14 protein-coding genes and 2 tRNA genes are annotated in these 17,374 nt (G+C 39.5%); 8 read left to right on the top strand and 8 right to left on the bottom strand.

Features of this window, described 5'->3' with window-relative positions:
- The first annotated feature begins 100 nt into the window (after positions 1–100).
- The 4 genes from OFO07_RS03305 to OFO07_RS03290 all read left to right on the top strand — a co-directional run bounded on the left by OFO07_RS03305 (position 101) and on the right by OFO07_RS03290 (position 3,829).
- Positions 101–691 carry a hypothetical protein gene (locus OFO07_RS03305; RefSeq protein ID WP_270870920.1) on the top strand — a complete coding sequence of 197 codons (591 nt, stop codon included), beginning with the start codon at positions 101–103 and terminating at the stop codon, positions 689–691.
- Entirely contained in the window at positions 688–2,058 is a 1,371-nt protein-coding gene (locus OFO07_RS03300; protein ID WP_270870919.1) for an SPL family radical SAM protein, read from the top strand. The genes OFO07_RS03305 and OFO07_RS03300 overlap by 4 nt, the downstream gene beginning before the upstream one ends.
- Positions 2,055–2,684 (top strand): SDR family oxidoreductase, encoded by a 630-nt coding sequence (locus OFO07_RS03295; protein WP_270868960.1) that lies wholly within the window; start codon positions 2,055–2,057, stop codon positions 2,682–2,684. Before OFO07_RS03300 ends, OFO07_RS03295 begins: the two co-directional genes overlap by 4 nt.
- Before the next feature lie 140 nt (positions 2,685–2,824).
- A complete protein-coding gene (locus OFO07_RS03290; protein ID WP_270870918.1) occupies positions 2,825–3,829 on the top strand; it encodes a hypothetical protein in 1,005 nt (334 codons plus the stop codon).
- A 241-nt stretch (positions 3,830–4,070) separates the two neighbouring features.
- Here the strand turns inward: OFO07_RS03290 and OFO07_RS03285 are convergent, their stop codons facing one another.
- Positions 4,071–4,448, bottom strand: a complete 378-nt coding sequence (locus OFO07_RS03285; protein ID WP_270870917.1) for a hypothetical protein — start codon at positions 4,446–4,448, stop codon at positions 4,071–4,073.
- A gap of 73 nt (positions 4,449–4,521) precedes the next feature.
- On the opposite strand from OFO07_RS03285, the gene OFO07_RS03280 reads away from it, so the two are divergent.
- Positions 4,522–4,893 (top strand): HIT family protein, encoded by a 372-nt coding sequence (locus OFO07_RS03280; RefSeq protein WP_270862986.1) that lies wholly within the window; start codon positions 4,522–4,524, stop codon positions 4,891–4,893.
- Between the two features lie 4 nt (positions 4,894–4,897).
- Here the strand turns inward: OFO07_RS03280 and OFO07_RS03275 are convergent, their stop codons facing one another.
- The 3 genes from OFO07_RS03275 to galU form a co-directional block, all read right to left on the bottom strand.
- A complete protein-coding gene (locus tag OFO07_RS03275; RefSeq protein ID WP_270870916.1) occupies positions 4,898–6,097 on the bottom strand; it encodes an MFS transporter in 1,200 nt (399 codons plus the stop codon).
- An 847-nt stretch (positions 6,098–6,944) separates the two neighbouring features.
- Entirely contained in the window at positions 6,945–8,192 is a 1,248-nt protein-coding gene (locus OFO07_RS03270; RefSeq protein ID WP_270870915.1) for a glucose-6-phosphate isomerase, read from the bottom strand.
- Positions 8,179–9,024, bottom strand: coding sequence for a UTP--glucose-1-phosphate uridylyltransferase GalU (gene galU / locus OFO07_RS03265; protein ID WP_270870914.1), 846 nt, complete (start codon positions 9,022–9,024; stop codon positions 8,179–8,181). The genes OFO07_RS03270 and galU overlap by 14 nt, the downstream gene beginning before the upstream one ends.
- A gap of 115 nt (positions 9,025–9,139) precedes the next feature.
- Between galU and OFO07_RS03260 the strand changes: the two genes are divergently transcribed.
- The 3 genes from OFO07_RS03260 (at position 9,140) to OFO07_RS03250 (ending at position 11,201) form a co-directional block, all read left to right on the top strand.
- Positions 9,140–10,630, top strand: a complete 1,491-nt coding sequence (locus tag OFO07_RS03260; RefSeq protein ID WP_270870913.1) for a sulfatase-like hydrolase/transferase — start codon at positions 9,140–9,142, stop codon at positions 10,628–10,630.
- A gap of 397 nt (positions 10,631–11,027) precedes the next feature.
- Positions 11,028–11,102, top strand: a tRNA-Gln gene (locus OFO07_RS03255).
- A gap of 24 nt (positions 11,103–11,126) precedes the next feature.
- Positions 11,127–11,201 (top strand) — tRNA-Met (locus OFO07_RS03250).
- Positions 11,202–11,586: 385 nt separating this feature from the next.
- On the opposite strand, the gene OFO07_RS03245 is transcribed toward OFO07_RS03250, so the two are convergent.
- From OFO07_RS03245 to OFO07_RS03230, 4 genes are all read right to left on the bottom strand, one after another.
- Complete coding sequence (locus OFO07_RS03245; protein ID WP_270870912.1) at positions 11,587–13,062, bottom strand: sulfatase-like hydrolase/transferase; 1,476 nt, start codon at positions 13,060–13,062, stop codon at positions 11,587–11,589.
- Positions 13,063–13,220: 158 nt separating this feature from the next.
- Positions 13,221–13,763 carry a type IV pilin protein gene (locus tag OFO07_RS03240; protein WP_270870911.1) on the bottom strand — a complete coding sequence of 181 codons (543 nt, stop codon included), beginning with the start codon at positions 13,761–13,763 and terminating at the stop codon, positions 13,221–13,223.
- Positions 13,764–14,035: 272 nt separating this feature from the next.
- Positions 14,036–15,613 (bottom strand): phosphoglycerate dehydrogenase, encoded by a 1,578-nt coding sequence (serA, locus tag OFO07_RS03235; protein ID WP_270869712.1) that lies wholly within the window; start codon positions 15,611–15,613, stop codon positions 14,036–14,038.
- Between the two features lie 56 nt (positions 15,614–15,669).
- A complete protein-coding gene (locus OFO07_RS03230) occupies positions 15,670–17,331 on the bottom strand; it encodes a 30S ribosomal protein S1 (protein ID WP_270870910.1) in 1,662 nt (553 codons plus the stop codon).
- Between the last annotated feature and the right edge of the window lie 43 nt (positions 17,332–17,374).

The raw sequence follows: 17,374 nt of genomic DNA, 5'->3' as shown, positions 1-17,374 counted from the left end.
CTAATCCGTAGATTATAGCTAAATTTTATGTAGTTTTAATAAACAAAATGCACGCAAAATTTCATCAAATTTAGCTTTTTTCTAGCCTTGGCTTGCTAAAATGCGAAGTTTAGGAGAGTTTATGAGAGTATTCGTGTGCGCCACGAAGTCCGAGGCGCAGGGTCTAGTGGAGAGATTTAAACTAAAAAAAAGTAGCGTTAAATTTGGCGAAAAAGGGGCTAAATTCGGCGAGAGTGGCGCAAGTTTTGGCGAAAAAAGCGTCAATGTGTGGCTAGGCGAGGGAATTTTGCTTTTTATCTGCGGTGTGGGCTTTGGCAAAAACGGCGAAAACGCGCAAATTTTTGGCGAAATTTTGGCGAAATTTAGCCCCAAAACAGCCATAAATTTTGGAATTTGTGGTTGTAATAGCGATGAAATCAGTGTCGGCGAGGGGTTTTTGTGGGACGAAAACAGTGCGCCAAAAGAGGCGAGCTTAATCTGCGTTAACACCCCACAAACTACGAAAATTTCGGCGCCCACGATAAGTTTATACGATATGGAGAGCGCAAAATTCAAAGAAATTTGCGCTAAATTTGGCGTGAAATTTAAAATCTACAAGGTCGTAAGCGACCATTTAATCGACGCTAAAATCGACAAAGCCAGCACTTGTGCGCTACTTAGGGCGCATGCGGAAAAAATAGGAGAGTTATGAGTGAAATAAATAACGAGTTCAAACTCGCACTAAACGCCGAAAATAGCGAGCTTTTGCGCGAATTTTTTCTATCGGGGCATTTTAGCTTTCAAGAGCGCAAGCAAATCGCCGAAATTTGCGCTGATTTGCAGGCTTGGGGCGAAAATGTGGGGGAAATTTTAAAAATAGCGAAATTTGACGAAAATCGTGGCGAAAATTTTGCTTCGAATTTCAGCGGGAATTCTAACGCAAATTCTAACACAAATTTCGCCGAAAATTCTAGCGTAAATTTTAGCGAAAATCCTATCGTAAATTCAGCGCCAAATTTACAATCCAAACCCGCCTCAAACCACGCTTCTAAGCAGGTTTTCGCGCGCATAAAATCCGCGTATGAGCTAATCAAATCGCGCCCGCCTGCGTATGAAAATTTCACTCCGCACTACACGCCCAAACGCTACGAAATATCGCGTTTTGCGGGCGAAAAGCTAGCCCTTGGTCGCTGTCCTGTCGCTAGCGAGGGGACGCGCTGTTGCAATCTACTCACGCTCGATGCGGTCAATTCGTGCGGTTTTGACTGCTCGTATTGCGCGATTGGCTCGTTTTACAAAAACGGCGTCGTGGGATTTGACGAAAATTTCGGCGCAAATCTAGCGAAACTGCACCTTGATAGTGATAAAATTTATCATATCGGCACAGGTCAGAGCTCGGATTCGCTCATGTGGGGCGATAATTTCGGTATTTTAAGCGCGCTAAATTCCTTCGCCAGAGCGCATGAAAATGTGATTTTGGAGCTTAAAAGCAAGTCGAATAATATTTCCTTTTTTTTGCAAAACGATATTTCGCGCAACATCATCGTGACATTTTCGCTAAATCCGCAAATCATTATCGAAAATGAAGAACATCTCAGCGCTAGCCTAGATGAGCGCTTAAATGCTGCCAAAAAACTGGCGCAAAAGGGCATTTTGGTGGGATTTCACTTTCACCCGATGATTTATTTCGAAGGTTGGCGTGATGAATACAGCGCGATTTTTGCGCGATTGGTGCGCGAATTTGACCCTAGTAGCGTAGCACTTGTATCCTTTGGCACGCTGACATTTATAAAACCAGTTATCAAAAAACTGCGCGCCAGAGGCTTAGAGAGCAAAATTTTGCAAATGCCATTTTCGCAGGCAAACGGCAAAATTTCATACCCCAAAAATATCAAGCTTGAAATGTTTAAATTCGCCTATTCTAGCCTGCGCGCGTGGCACGAGGAAGTGTTTTTTTATCTTTGCATGGAGGACGAGGCACTCTGGGGCGAGGTTTTTGGGCGCGAGTTTGCCAGCAACGACGAATTCGAGCGCGCGATGAAAGAGGCGTATATGCGCAAAATAAAGGAAAATCTATGAAAAAAGCGTTGATTACGGGCGCAGGTGGCGGGATCGGCAGTGCGATAGCGCGAAAATTTAGCCAAAATGGCTTTGAAATTATAACCTTAAATTCGAGATTTGAGGATACTGCCTCGCTTAAAAAAGAGCTAGTAAATTTGAGCAAAGAGAGCTTCGATGCTGTGATTTTATGCGCTGGCGTGGGGAATTTCGACCCTTTCGAGGCGGTAAGTGCAGATGAGATTTCGCGCGTGATAAGCGTGAATTTAAGCGCAAATTTGATAATCCTAAATGCGCTAATCAATTCGCTCAAACGCTCGCACGCCCATATCATCGGCATTGCTTCGATTGAGGCGCACAGACACTCGCGATTTAGCGCGCTGTATTCGGCGTCCAAGGCGGGACTAAGAGCGTTTTTGCTATGTTTGTTTGAAGAGTATCGCAAGGATTTGCGCGTAACCTGCATAAGCCCCGATATGACGCAAACGCCCTTTTTTGCGGATTTGCGCTTTGAGCCGAGCAGTGATGAGCGCGCCTATATCGACCCAGACGAGATTGCAAATTTCGCCTATGAGGCGTATAAAACCAAGTCAAATTTGAGCGAAATCGTAATTCGCCCGCGTATCGTAGGGATAGCGAAAAAATAAAATTTTGGCGTTTTTTGCGTATAGTTTTTGCTACGATTACACTTATTTTCTTTTAAAATAGTTTATAAATCAATATTGCAAATTTTAGTTTTGATTAAGAGGGAGGTATTATAATGTAAATATTTTTGAAAAGGGCAAAAATGATACTAAAATACCCAAATTCTAATTCAAGTCCGTATAATTATTTTGATATATTAGGCGATAATGAAAATGCTTTATCAAAAGCTTTTGCATATTTAATAAGTGTAAATCAAGATTGCTTTTTTGAATTCTTGAAACTTGTAGGTATTGGAAAAACAGATTATTCAAAATATCAAATAGAAATTCAAAAAAATCGAGATGCAGGAATAACAGATATAGAAATTACTGACAACGAGAAAATACATATAATCGTTGAGTGTAAAATAAAAGGCGGGAAAGTAGATAAACAAAGAACTCAATATAATTCGGTATTCGATAAGAAGTGTGAAAAAAAGATTTTATGCTTACTTACCGAAATCCACGATTCAAATTATTCAAGCGAAAATGACATAGAGGTGATTACGCTATCTTGGCGTGATATTGTTGATGAATTTGATAATTCAAAATTTTCATCAAACGAATTAGTTAAAAATTTTGTTCAATTTGCGGAAAGGATTTTAACAATGAATACCAAAGAAATACTTATACAAGATTTAGGCGATGAAAAAGAAATACAAAGATATAATTGTTCCGTATATCGAACTGGTGAGCTTCACGGTGCTCCGTTATACTTCGCTCCATATTTTACTAAGCAAAATAAAGACGGTGACGGAATAAAATCTTTATCAAAAATATTAGGAATTATTACGGCAAAGCCTAATGAAATAGGAAATTTCGTTGAAAGATTTGAAAGCTTTTTTTATGAAAAAGAATTGCCTAATAAAAAAGAGTTAATCGAAAAATGGAAAAAAGGCATAGCAATAAAAAATAAAGAAAACGAAAATAAATTATATACATACTATTTTCTAGAAGAAGAATTCAGCTTTAAAAATCCATTGAAAAAAGACGGCGGAATAGAAAAGGGAAGAGGCAAAAATTGGATTGCTGCCGCTATTCCAAAAAATAGATGTGTATCTTTTACTGATTTTTTGAAACACATACCTGAGTTAATGAGTGAAAAATAGAAATTTGGACTATGAGTCATAATTTTTAAGATTTGAAAAAATATAGCCCAAAACACACTAAGTGGGGTTTTGAGTGCATTTTTTAGACTTTAATTTGTTATGATTTAAAACACTTTGTAGATTACTGCGCCAGCTTTGCGGGCTTACTACACTTAAAAGCAAAATTTGAAATTTTACACAAACTCAAAATTTCGGCGCAGTGTTTTAAGCTTGCGGTAGCGGAATTTGAGAAAATCAAAATTTATACTAAATTTTGCAAAAATTCATCTTTATCAAAATTATCAAAAAGGGTAAAATTCTCAAATTTTGCCGCATTTAAAAGCAGAGCAGAGCGCCCAAAGCCGATGATTTTGCGCGCCATTGCGCCGGAGCGAAGCCACGCGGTAAAGATCGAGTTATACACCAAATCCTCGCACTCTCCGTCGCAGATGATTACAGCGTCGTTTCCATAGAGGCTATCGTCGCTGACATCGGCCCTCACGCAGGCTTTTTGCGCGCTTTGCACGGCTTCTTTGAGCGCATAGATTCGCACTTTGTGCTCGCTTTCACTTAGGGTGTTTAAAATTTGGGCTAGGTTTAAAAGTGAGAAATTATCATAGATTGCAACGGCGATTTTCACGGATTTCCTTTAAATTTTTACGCGATTTTAATTAAATTTTGTTTAAAATTCCATATTTTTATAAGGAGAAAATATGATATACGAAGATGATATAATTTTTATCGAGCGCGAAGAGAGCGAAATTCCGTGGATCAAAATTTTCACCAAAACTAAGGCGAAGGAGATTACGGATTTGCCAAGCGAGCAGATCGCGCACCTTTGGGCGGCTGTTTTGGAGTGCGAAAGGAGCATGCGAGACTTCTACAACCCCGATAAAATCAATATCGCAAGCTTCGCAAACTATGTGCCCAAAGTCCATATTCACCTGCAAGCTAGGTTTAAAAATGATAGCTTTTTCCCCGAGAGTATGTGGGGCAAAAAAATGCGAAAAGCCAAACTCGACCTGCCAAATTTCGACGAATTTGCCCAAATTTTAAGCGCAAATTTAAAGATAGCGTTTAAGTAGGTTTTTATTTATTTCTGCGCAGATAAAACAGAGCCAAAAGCAAAATTAGCGCGCAAAATCCGCTGATAAAAAAGCCGAATTTCGCGCCAAATTTATCCGTGAAAAACCCCGCAAAAAGCGCGCCAAATGGCGTGCTTCCCAAGAAAAATAGAGTGTAGATACTCATTATTCTGCCGCGAAATTCGTTGCTGGTGTGCATTTGCACGGTCGAGTTCATCGACGAGTTTGTCAAAACGAAAAAAAATCCAAGCAGCGCGATTAGCGTGGCATTGTAAGCAAAGCTCGCCACAGCCCCAGCCAGCGCACAGATCACGCACACAAGCACGGCGCAAATGCGGATAGATTTCAGCGATAAATTCCCAAAACTAGCAACTCCTAGCGCCCCGCACAGCGCCCCAAGCCCCAAAAGCGACATCAAATACCCAAAATACCGCTCGCCCTGAGCCAAATCAAATTTCACAAAAGCTGAAATTGTGATATTGTAATTAGGTATGAAGGTCGATAAAATCAGCACAATAAACAGAATTTCGCTTAAAATTTTTTTAGAAATCATATACGAAAAGCCCTGTTTGATGAGTGCTAGGGGGCTTAAATTTGAGCGCGACACTTTGCTAGCGGGCTCGGAAATTTTGACAAAAAATAGCGAGATAATGACGGCTAAAAAGCTAATAGCATTTATCACGAAGCACCATTTCGCGCCAAAGTGCGCCATTATCAGCCCAGCAAGCGCAGGTCCTGTGATACGGGCTAGGTTGAAAGAGATCGAATTTAGCGCGACTGCGTTTGGAAGCTCGGAGCTAGAAGCGATGAGCGAGCGCACGAGGGCTTGGCGCGAGGGCGAGTCAAACGCCGTAAATACGCCGTTTATGAGGGAAAGCGTGAAAATGTTTGCGAAGCTAAACGCCTCAAAACACGCCAAAAAGGCGAAAATGCACGCTATGATCATCATGCCGATTTGCGCGCACAAAAGTATGCGAAGCTTGTCAAAGAGATCGAGCAAAACGCCTGAAAATAGCGTGAATAGTAGCGAGGGCAAAAACTGCGCGAGGCTAACAAGCCCCACCTTAAAGGGGTCGTGCGTGAGCGTGAGCGCAATCCAGGGAAGCGCGATTGTTTGCATCCACGAGCCGATTAATGAGAGATTCATACCAATCCAATAAAGCCTGAAATTGCGGTATTTGAGGGAGTGAAATGGATTTCTCATAAATTTTCCTTGCCAAATTTGGGCTAAATTTTACTCATAAATTTCGAAAATTTCGCTGAAATATGGGGTTCGGATAGGGCAAAATTTCGCCACGACAGCGACTGCGCGCCGCTTGATTGTCATTGCGAGGAAATTTTGGCTGATTTGTCATTGCGAGCTTTCGCAGAAAGCGAAGCAATCTACGAATAACAATTACCAAAATGTAAATTTCGTGTCATTGCGAGCATAGCGAAGCAATCCAGTAAAATTTAAATGGAAATTCCACTTAAATTTTGAAATTCTGCAAAAACACTGACCTCAAATTTTAAATTCGTAGATTGCTTTGTCGCCGTTGCACGGCTCCTCGCAATGACAATAGCGAACAAATTTGTCTAATCTGTCATTGCGAGCTTTCGCAGAAAGCGAAGCAATCTACGAGCGACAATCACCAAAATATTAATTTCGTGTCATTGCGAGCATAGCGAAGCAATCCAGTAAAATTTAAAGCAAAATTCCACTTAAATTTTTGAAATTCTGCAAAAATACTGCGCCGAAATTTTTTATATTCGTAGATTGCCACGAAACGGCTTGCGCCGTTTCTCGCAATGACAAATAAAAGGCAAGGAAATTTCTCTGGATTGCTTCGCTCGTTACACTCGCTCGCAATGACAGGAATTAAAGCGCATGGTAGTTTAGGCTCGTGGATTGTCACGGCGACTGCGTCACCTCGCAATGACAATAGCGAATGCTTCAAAAATTCTTGTAATGATAATGGTTAGCGTATCGGGGCAGTATCCCCGACTTGCGAAGCGCAATGATAGGTTATCGTCATTGCGAGAAGCTGTTTAATGCGCTAAATTTCAAAAAATTATCTATTTAAAATCATTGATTTTAGTATGCGTTTGCCTGCTTCAACGCCTGGCTGGTCGTAGGTATTCACGCCCAAAATCGCCCCAACCGCGCTAGTTAGTAGCTCAAAATAATAAAACAAAAATCCAGCATTTGCCTCATCTAGCGCGCCTACTTCGATGACATCGACACTCACGCCCTCGTTTATCACAGCCTGCGCGGTCGCGTCGCACTGGAAATTTAGCACACTCTCCAAGCTTAGATCATTTACAAAGTCGCAACTAGCCAAATTTTCCAAGCTCAAATTTGGGATTTTTCGCGATGTGCCGGAGTTTTTTAGCTTCATAAATGTTACTGTCTTGTCCTTCACGCCATCCATGATAAGCTGCAAGAAGCTGTGCTGATCGCGCGAGCCAACTAGCCCGACAGGCGTAAGCCCATATCGCGTGTAGCCGATTTTTTTGCCGATACTCTCTGCCCAGAGCTGGACATACCAGTCGTTGAAGGCTTTGAGCCTGTCGCAATAGCTGAAAATCACATTGATTGTGGCGTTTTTGTGAGTGGCGTAGTGGCGGGCTTTTTGCACGACTTCGTTATTTTCTAAATTTTCGAAATTTCCGTTTAGAATTTCGCCCAAGAACCTTTCTTGCGCCATTTTCGCGCCAGCTAGCAAGGCGCGCGCATCAAGCCCAAGAGCGAGAGCTGGCACGAGGCCAACTGCGCTAAGCACGCTAAATCGCCCGCCAACATTGGCTGGCATATTTATCACGGTGGCGTTTTGAGCTTTTGCGTAGGTTTCTAACGCCGAATTTGGATCTGTGATAAAGATGAAATTGCGGCTCAAATCCTGCGCACCAAACTCATCTAAAACGACCTTAAATAGCGAAATGGTTTCGATTGTGGTGCCGGATTTGGACGAGATGATAAAGAGTGTATCGTTAAATTTGAGCCCATTTAAGGCGTTTTTGACGCTAAAATCGTCTAAATTATCCAAAATTTCAAATCTTAAATTTGGCTCTATTTTTTCGCGTAGCATTTCGTAAAATGCCCTTACACCCACGCTCGAACCGCCGATTCCCACGACTACGACAGCGCTAAAATTTTTGCCAGCTAAAAACTCGCTAGCCTGCGCGATCGCGCTCTCGCCGCTATTTGGTAGGTGATAATACCCGATCTCGCCACTTTCGAATTCATCTTTTAGCGCCAAAGCGACATTTTTTAGCGCGTCGTTTTTGGCTTTGGTGAAAAAAAGTTTATTTTTTATCATTTTTTTTCTTTGCAAATTCTTTTTCATAAAAATACTTCGTCGCCTCGACATAGCCCTCCACAGAGCCACAATCAAAGCGTTTGCCCTTGAATTTATACGCCATTACAACGCCGTTTTTGGCCTGCTCTAAGAGCGCGTCGGTGATTTGGATTTCGCCGTTTTTGCCAGCTGGCGTGCGCTCGATGATATCGAAAATATCAGGCGTGAGTATATATCTGCCAATGATTGCTAGGTTTGATGGGGCGTCCTTTGGGGCTGGTTTTTCGACCATATCGCTAACCATAATCAAATCATCGCTAATGCTTTTGCCCGCGATTACGCCATATTTGCTGACATCTTCTTTTTCTACTTCCATTACGGCTACGATTGAGCAACGATATTTCTCATAAACTTTAACCATTTGTGCTAGCACGCCCTCGCCAGCGGTGTTTATACACAAATCATCAGCCAAAACTACGCCAAATGGCTCATCTCTAACGAGAGTTTTGCCTGTAAAAATCGCGTGTCCTAGCCCTCTCATATCCTCTTGACGGGTAAATGAAAACTGACAAGATGACATTAATTTTCTAATATCATCTAGCAAATACTCTTTGCTAGTGCCCTTGATTTGGTCTTCTAGCTCGTAGCTTCTATCGAAATAATCCTCCAAAGCGCGCTTTCCACGCCCTGTGACAAATGCCATATTATTCATACCAGCTTCTAACGCCTCATCTACGCCATAGTGAATTAGTGGTTTTGTAAGGATTGGGAGCATTTCCTTAGGTAGCGATTTTGTGGCTGGCAAAAAGCGCGTGCCATACCCCGCAGCAGGAAATAAGCAAGTCTTGATCATGATTGTATCCTTTTGAAATTTTGTAAAATTTAAATTATAGCGCAAAAAGATAAAATTTTGAGAATTTTAAACAAGGATTTGCTAAAATTCGGCGTTTTAAATATTTTGCGCGAATTTGCATAAAAAGGTTAAAATGACATACGCTTCGTTGCTTTGCTTTATCGTTTCACTTTTTTTGGCTAAATTTTTACACAAAAAATGGCTTTTGGGCGTTGCTTGTGCTGGAATTTTTGTGTATATTTTGGCCTTTGTTTTTGATACGATTTTGCTGATTTATCTTGGCAAACATTTTGGATTTTATGTCGTTACATTTATAAAAACTTCTATTATAGGCGCACCGTTTTCGACCTTTGCAAAAGAACTCGCGCTTCTTGGTTGCGTCATTTTGGCGATTTTGCTTTTTTGCATGATTTTATATCAAAAAATTTCGCCAAAACTTACCAAAAATATCAAATTTATTCCGATTTTTGCGATATTTTTCATAACGGCTTTTTTGACAAATCCGCTTTATATAAACGCAAAAGAGCTTTACGAGATTTACAATCCTCCTGTGGCTAAATTTAAAAAAACCGTTTATCCATATATCGCAGTTCCTAAGCCCAAACAAGCGGCCAAAAATAAAAATATAGTCTATATTTATTTGGAGAGTTTTAATCGCAACTATTTAGATGAAAAACTTTTTCCAAATCTCACGCCGTATTTTTCTAATTTAAATAATAAAATTGATTTTACAAATACGACACAAGTTGTCGATACTGATTTTACGCTAAAAGGACTTTTTGGGTCACATTGCGCGTTGAATTATATCTATGTTTTTGACAAAGATAAAATGGATAAAAATTTTTCCAAAAATATCAAATGCGCCAGCGATATTTTAAAAGAGCAAGGATATTATCTGTATTTTATGAAGGGTGCTGATTTAGAATTTCAATCAACAAGAACATTTTTAAATCACCGAAAATATAATGAAATGAAAGGGAAAATTGAGATTTTAGAACAAGGCGAGAAAAATCTCAACGCATGGGGTGTAGATGATGACGATATGCTAGAAATCGCGTGGGAGGACTTCGTGCGCCTTTCGAAAGAAAAAAAGAATTTCTTGCAAACGCTTTTGACGATAGGAACTCACGCGCCAAATGGATTTTTATCCAAAAGTTGCGAAAATTTGCCCTTTGCCAGCGATAGCCAAATGCAAAAAGCAGCGCATTGCACCGATTTTTTAGTCGGAAAATTTATAGATAAAATTCGCGCTTCTGAATTTAGCAAAAATACTATCATAGTTTTACAAAACGATCACCCATTATCTTATAGTAGTGATACTAAGCTTGATACAGATTTACGAAATTCAAAAAATTTTTTTATGATTTTAGACGATGATATAAATGGCACCGTAACGATAGATAAAAAAGGCACTTCGTTTGATACTTTTACCACCCTGCTTGGGTATATGGGGATACTGGGCGAGATGAATTTAGGGAGAAATTTACTTGCGACGGATAGTTTGCCTTTTAAAGATGATGATGAAATTTACAAAAAAGCCTCACGTATTTTTACCGAAATTTCGTATGATGAGATAATGCGCGATTCCAAAATCTATACAGATTAAAAATTTCGAAATTCGTAGCGCAATACTCTCATAAACTCTCCTAAATCTCGCATTTTAGCAAAGATAGACTAAGTTAAATTCTGTGAAAATTTTATAAATTAAAATCACCAAACGCCAAATTTGCTGTCATTACGCTTCGCGAGCTGTGAATACTGCCCCAGACACGCTAGCTATTGTCATTGCGAGGAGCGTTAGCGACGAAGAATCCAGAGAAATTCCATTGCCTCTGATTTGTCATTGCGAGAAACGGCGCAAGCCGTTTCGTGGCAATCTACAAGTTTAAAATTTAAGGTCAGTGTTTTTGCGAAATTTTAAAATTTAAATATAATTTTGCTAAATTTCACGATTTTTCTTGACTTTTGCTTTGTTTTTCTGTACAATACAAATTCTTTTGCATTGGGGTATCGCCAAGCGGTAAGGCAATTGGTTTTGGTCCAATCATGCGGAGGTTCGAATCCTCCTACCCCATCCACTCTTCTTTAAATCATTTTTGTATCGCAGGGTAGAGCAGTGGTAGCTCGTCGGGCTCATAACCCGAAGGTCGGGGGTTCAAATCCCTCCTCTGCAACCATCTTACCACATTTATCTTTTTCACACAAAGCAAATGAGAGTTTATAATCACCAGAAATTTCAAAATTTACAATGAATTTTGTAAAATTTGATTTGAAATTGTTTTGGTGTTTTGCGTGATACTGCGCCGATACGCTTGCTATTATTATAAAATTTACTCCAATTTGTCATTGCAAGCCCAGCGTTGCAATCCAGTAAAATTTAAAGCAAAATTCTACTTAAATTTTAAAATTTCGCAAAAACACTGACCTTAAATTTTAAACTTATAGATTGCCACGAAACGGCTTGCACTATTTCTCGCAATGACAAATTAAAGTCAATGAAATTTCTCTGGATTGCTTCGCTATGCTCGCAATGACAGCAAATTTAGTGCGAGGAATTTAATTTTACCGCTCTTTATAGTCCAAATCATCAAAGCTAGATATGGCTGTATTATAAATATACCTAATATCTTGTTCGGAATTTATAGACGGAATTTTGAGTATATTTCTGCCTAGATTCATCTTATCAATCACGCCTATATATCCCAAAAATGTAGTAAATGTATCCAGCGATGAGCCGTAATTTTCCACTTTTTGCACACCAGCAATATCATCGTCTAAGATCGTAAAAAAGAGTTTTGAATCCTCTAAATTTTCATCTTTTATATCAGTAAATGTATATGGCATAAGATGATCGCTTTGGATGACGATAATAGTATTTTTCCCATACTGCGACGAGCGAATTTTACCTATAAATTTGCCAACTAAATAATCCGTGCAATGCACAGCTTTTAGCATTTTTTCGTTATATGGAAAAGCTAAATTTTCGCAAGATTTTGATATGAAACCATTTGGCACATGCATTCCGACATTTAAAACGACTTGGATAAATTTATCCCCCCTTTGGCTCAAACGCTCGAAATCCCGCCACGCGAACTCAAACATCTCATCATCATCTACACCCCACTCGTTTTTGCTCTTTGCGCCCTGATTTTTGAGCTCATCAAAACCTTTGGTTTCATTATAGTTTTGATTAGATAAAAGCTCTTTGGTGCGCTGATAGTTCAAAGGGGCACCTTTGATAAAATATGTATAATACCCCTGATCTTGCAAAATTTGCGTGGCACACGAGATTTTTGTTGGAAAATTTACTTTTTTTGCTTCGGCTACGGTATTTTCGCCCTTTTTTGGTTTTCTAAAAAACCCAAATGGAAAAGCACATTGTGACGCAAAAAGCCCTTCTATGGTAACACTCGCACCTCCCCATACCCCAGATAATTGATTGATATTTGTAAAATCCAAACGATTCGTAAGAGCATTTATATTTGGCGTAAGACCGACAAATTCAGTAGTAAAATCTCTACTAAAACTCTCCAAATATATATAAACGATATTTTTGTTTTTAAAATTTGGATTTATTTTTGGCTTGACGATATATTTTTGAAGCATAGCACGAGCTTCTTTATGATATTTGGGATTTAAAATTTGAAAAATTTCTACGCAAGATTTAGTTAAAGGATTGAAAACAATCGCCAAAATGTAGGAAGCGATAGCCAAAATAGCGCAAAATTTAATCGAATTTTCTCTTCGCTTCAACCTTTGCCAAAGCATTATGCAAAACAACACTACACAAACCAAAACTAAAACAACGATCAAAATTTCGCGCCAAAAGCTCATCATCGGCGCACCCTCTAAGCTAATCGCCAAGAGATTTATAAGCGATAAATTCAAAAAATGTCCAGTATAAAAATACGCCGTGTAATTAAAAATAGTAATAACCAAAAACAAAAATGTCAAAACCACGCCAAAGACTCTAAATTTAGCAGATTGGACAAAAAACAGAGCTACTAAAAAAATGAAAAATAAAATTAGGGAAATCATAGATTTTACTCATTTATATATTTACAATATTCTTTTTCGAAGGCTTCCATATTTTTCATACTTTTCTTATCGCTATCATTTTTTGGATTTATGATTAATAAAAAAGCCCTAGCCGAAGCTAGGGCTAAGTGTGTAAGTTTATTAACTTAGTTTATTTATTAATAAACTACGTTGCTTCCACCAACTGGATATGAACCCTTTGGTAGTTTTGCACTAGTGTCTAACGTACCATCGCTCTTAATCTTTTTACCATAGATAGGCTCAGCAGCTAACATTTTTGCAACAGCAGGGATAGCTGCAAAACTATCGCATAACGGACTATTTGTACCATCTTTTGTCAAATGAACATATGCTGGAACTCCATATTGAGTGATAGTGCCAGAAGCTGATACAGTATCTGCAACTGCCTCAACTGCCTCGATGTTAATGCAGTTGGCACCTTTTATTTGTAAATTACCAGATATAGTACCAGTGCCAGTACCCAAACTAACATTTGTCATATCTTTCACATCATTGCTAAATGAAGTTTTAGCTGTGTAATAAGCTGTGATATCGCTTACAACTGTTGAAAGGTTAGTTGCTGCTTTGCTAAGCTCAGCATCATCACGAGTAGCTGCAAGTCTTGGAATAGCAACAGCTGCCAAAATACCTAAAATAACGATAACGAAGATCAACTCGATCATAGTGAAACCTTTTCTCATGGTTTCCTCCTTGCAAATAGATTTCATTTTACATACATATATGTAAAACTTGCGTGGATTATAGCAAAAAAAATTAAAAAATTCAATTATTTTTGCAAAAAATTTGAAAAAATTTTAAAATTTTATAAAAAAGTCCCATTTTTGCGCTATTTTGTAAATGTATAAAATTTTGCATCTAAAATTTATAGAATTTTAAATTTTTTATCATATTGCTTTCTTTTGGGGTTATAATAAAATCATTATTATAACCCCACCATTAAATTTGACTAAATTTATAGCGATGCGTAGCGCACCATGAGGCAAGTGTCAAGTTTAGCGAGCTTTTCGAGGACTGATTTTTGCACCTGAGAATCGACTAAGATCACGGCTAGTGCGTTGCCGTCCTCGCCTCTGCCTAGGCGGAAGTCAGCGATATTGATATTCTCATCGGCTAAAATCGTGCTTATGTTTTTGATGACGCCCGGGACATCGGTGTTTTTGAAGATTATCATCTTGCCTTTTGGCTTGAAGTCAGTTTTAAATCCATTGACATTGACTATGCGACCCTCTTTGCCGTCAAAGACCGTGCCCACGACGCTCGAAGTATCCTTGTCTGTGATAATCGTAACGCCAATCTCATTTTTGTAGATACTGCCCACGCACTCTTTATACTCGGTTTCGATACCCTTCTCATCGGCTAAGAATTTCGCATTGACATAATTTAGCGAATCGCCCAAACTATCGTGTAGTGCGCCCACGATAGCGAAAACTAGCATTGAATTTAGGTATTGCGAAATCTCGCCACTACCCTCGATTTTGATAGATTTTATCGGACCTTTGTTGATTTGGGCGGCTAGATATGCCATTTTTGATATCAAATCCACATACGCTTCGATTGAGGCTGGTAAATCCTCGGATTTGATAGGCAAATTTAACGCATTTGGGTAGCTGATACCGCGTGCTGCGCTGATAGCTTGCTCAGCGGCTTCGACCGCGATATTTCTTTGTGATTCCAAAGTATTCGCGCCAAGGTGCGGAGTGGCGGTTAAATTTTCGATATCTAAAAATTCATGCGAAGTGGCTGGTTCTTTGTCGAAAACATCTATGCCTAGATATGCGATTTTGCCTGATTTTAGGTTTTTTACTAGGGCTGCTTCGTTGTATAATCCACCGCGCGCGCAATTTATGAGGCGCACGCCGTCTTTCATCTTCGCAATTTGTGGCTCGTCGATCATATTGATAGTTTCGCGGTTTTTTGGTGTGTGGATTGTGATGAAATCGCACGCTAGGATATCGTCGAAATTCGTAGTGTATTTTACGCCTAGTTTTGTGGCTTTTTCTGGATCGATGTATGGATCATACGCGATGACGCTCATACCAAAGCCAAGTGCGCGCACACCCACGCGAGAGCCGATATTGCCGAAACCGATAATGCCTAAGCTTTTTTTGTATAGCTCGGTGCCATACCATTTTTCGCGTTTCCAAATGCGATTGATTTTCAAATCATTGCACGAATTTACATATTTGCGGGCGGCATTTAGCAGGTGGCACATAGTCATCTCCACAGCGGCGATTGTGTTTGCCGTAGGGACATTCATAAGGATAATTCCGCGCTTAGAGCAGCCGTCGATATCGCAGTTATCCACGCCCACGCCTGCGCGCACGATAGCTTTGAGATTAGTTCCTGAATTTAAGAATTTCTCATCTACCGCAGTCGAGCTTCTAGTGATTGCTACATCTGCATCGCCAAGCATGCCGTAAAGCTCGTCTTTTGGGACATCGGTAGCGTCGATTACATGGATATCTGATTCTTTTGAGAGAAGTTCAAAACCTATATTGTGGATTGCGTCGCAAACTATTACAGTTTTCATAAATTTCTCCTATTTTGTATGTGGAGTTGCAAGGCAAAACTGCCTTGCAAGCGGGGTTATTTTAGTTGATCTTTAATAAGATCTCCCAAAGTCATTTTTTCGTCATCGCTATTTACTTCATTTAAAAGCTCGCGCTCTTTTTGGTGAGCTAGTCTGCGAACACTTAGGCGAATACGATTTTTCTTTTCGTCGATAAATGCGATCGCTGCTTCGATTTCATCGCCGACTTTGATCTCATCTGCGCTCTTATCGCCCAAATCCTCTTTGCGAAGTAGCGCATCTACGCCACCTTCTAACTCTACGAAGATTCCGAAATCTTTGATATCGCGAATTTTACCTTTTACGACATCGCCTTGTTTGTGAGATTTCGCATAATCGCTAATCGGGCTATCGCCTAGCTCTTTGCGATTTAGTGAAATTTTTTGTGTGTCGTTGTCGATTTTGATAATTTTGACTTCTAGTTCATCGCCAATTTTGAATAAATTTTTGCATTTTTCGTTTCTATCCCAAGAAGCGTCTTCATTGTGCAAAAGACCTTCTACGCCGTCGATTCTAACGAACGCGCCGAAATTTGTGATTGTTGTGATTGCCCCTTTTACCACATCACCGACTTTGTATTTTGCCAAAAATTCATCAAATGGTTTTGGAAGCAAGTTTTTAAGGCTTACTCTTAGTCTTCTTTCATCTGGGTTGATTTCTACGACTTCTACATCGATTTCTTCGCCCTCGCTGATGAAGTCTTTTGGATTTTTGATATTTTTATCCCATGAAATTTCGCTAATGTGCAAAAATCCCTCGATATCGTTGCCTAAATCAACAAATGCGCCATAAGGCTCGATATTGCTGATTTTTACGCGGATTGTGTCGCCGACTTCTAGGCTGTCTTTGATCTCGTTCCAAGGATCAGGCATTGCAGCTTTGATTGAAAGAGATAGGTGTTTTTTGTCGCTATCGTATTTGACGACTTTGACTGGGACTTTGTCGCCGTCTTTGTAAAGCGAGCTAGGATTTACAGGGCCTTTGTATGAAATTTCGCTGTAATGAACTAGACCATCTACGCCGCCTACATCGACAAACATACCATAAGTTGTGATTTTTTTGACTGTGCCTTCGATGACACCCTCAGTAGCTACGATTTTTTCGATGATTTCTTTGCTAGCTTTGCGGTCCTCATCAAGCAATTTTTTGCGTGAAACCACGATACTTAGCTCATCTTCATTTACTTTTAGAACTTTTACTTTAAAAGTCTTTCCGATAGCGCCATTTGGGTTTTTAAGCGCACTTTGAGAGCGTGGCATAAAAAACTCGACATCATCTTCGCTAACGCAAACATAACCGCCTTTGTTAAAAGAGACGATTTTGACATCATATACATTTTCTGCATTTTCATCGTAAGAATCGATAAATGCTTTAACTTTTTCTTTTTTTATAGCTTTTCTATATGATACGACCGGGCGACCACCTCTACTTCCGATTATCGCGACTTTAATGTCATCACCTACTTTTACACACAAGTTTCCTTGGGCGTCGCTCACTTCGGATACATCCAAAACTCCTTCTAGCTTTCTACCCACATCTACGAAAATCTCGTTGTCTTTAACAGCGATAACCTTACCTGTGACTACCTCATCGTGTGATTTTTGGTTGTCATACTCTTCTAACAATTTCGCAAAATCTTCATCTGCGTGATTTTGAACTTTCTCGTTCACCTCGGCCATAAAGCTTCCTTTAAATTTATTTACATTTTTAACAAAAATGCTA

The organism is Campylobacter sp. JMF_06 NA1 (genome assembly GCF_027737785.1).
In the GTDB taxonomy this organism is placed as follows: domain Bacteria; phylum Campylobacterota; class Campylobacteria; order Campylobacterales; family Campylobacteraceae; genus Campylobacter_B.
Note: the sequence above shows the minus strand (reverse complement) of the source record. Positions and strands in the feature narration are given on the sequence as shown.

Excerpts from the sequence above, each read along its gene's own strand:
- OFO07_RS03305 (WP_270870920.1), top strand. The coding sequence starts at position 101 with ATGCGAAGTTTAGGAGAGTTTATGAGAGTATTCGTGTGCGCCACGAAG.
- OFO07_RS03300 (WP_270870919.1), top strand. The coding sequence starts at position 688 with ATGAGTGAAATAAATAACGAGTTCAAACTCGCACTAAACGCCGAAAAT.
- OFO07_RS03295 (WP_270868960.1), top strand. The coding sequence starts at position 2,055 with ATGAAAAAAGCGTTGATTACGGGCGCAGGTGGCGGGATCGGCAGTGCG.
- OFO07_RS03290 (WP_270870918.1), top strand. The coding sequence starts at position 2,825 with ATGATACTAAAATACCCAAATTCTAATTCAAGTCCGTATAATTATTTT.
- OFO07_RS03280 (WP_270862986.1), top strand. The coding sequence starts at position 4,522 with ATGATATACGAAGATGATATAATTTTTATCGAGCGCGAAGAGAGCGAA.
- OFO07_RS03275 (WP_270870916.1), bottom strand. The coding sequence starts at position 6,097 with ATGAGAAATCCATTTCACTCCCTCAAATACCGCAATTTCAGGCTTTAT.
- OFO07_RS03270 (WP_270870915.1), bottom strand. The coding sequence starts at position 8,192 with ATGATAAAAAATAAACTTTTTTTCACCAAAGCCAAAAACGACGCGCTA.
- galU (WP_270870914.1), bottom strand. The coding sequence starts at position 9,024 with ATGATCAAGACTTGCTTATTTCCTGCTGCGGGGTATGGCACGCGCTTT.
- OFO07_RS03245 (WP_270870912.1), bottom strand. The coding sequence starts at position 13,062 with ATGATTTCCCTAATTTTATTTTTCATTTTTTTAGTAGCTCTGTTTTTT.
- OFO07_RS03240 (WP_270870911.1), bottom strand. The coding sequence starts at position 13,763 with ATGAGAAAAGGTTTCACTATGATCGAGTTGATCTTCGTTATCGTTATT.
- serA (WP_270869712.1), bottom strand. The coding sequence starts at position 15,613 with ATGAAAACTGTAATAGTTTGCGACGCAATCCACAATATAGGTTTTGAA.
- OFO07_RS03230 (WP_270870910.1), bottom strand. The coding sequence starts at position 17,331 with ATGGCCGAGGTGAACGAGAAAGTTCAAAATCACGCAGATGAAGATTTT.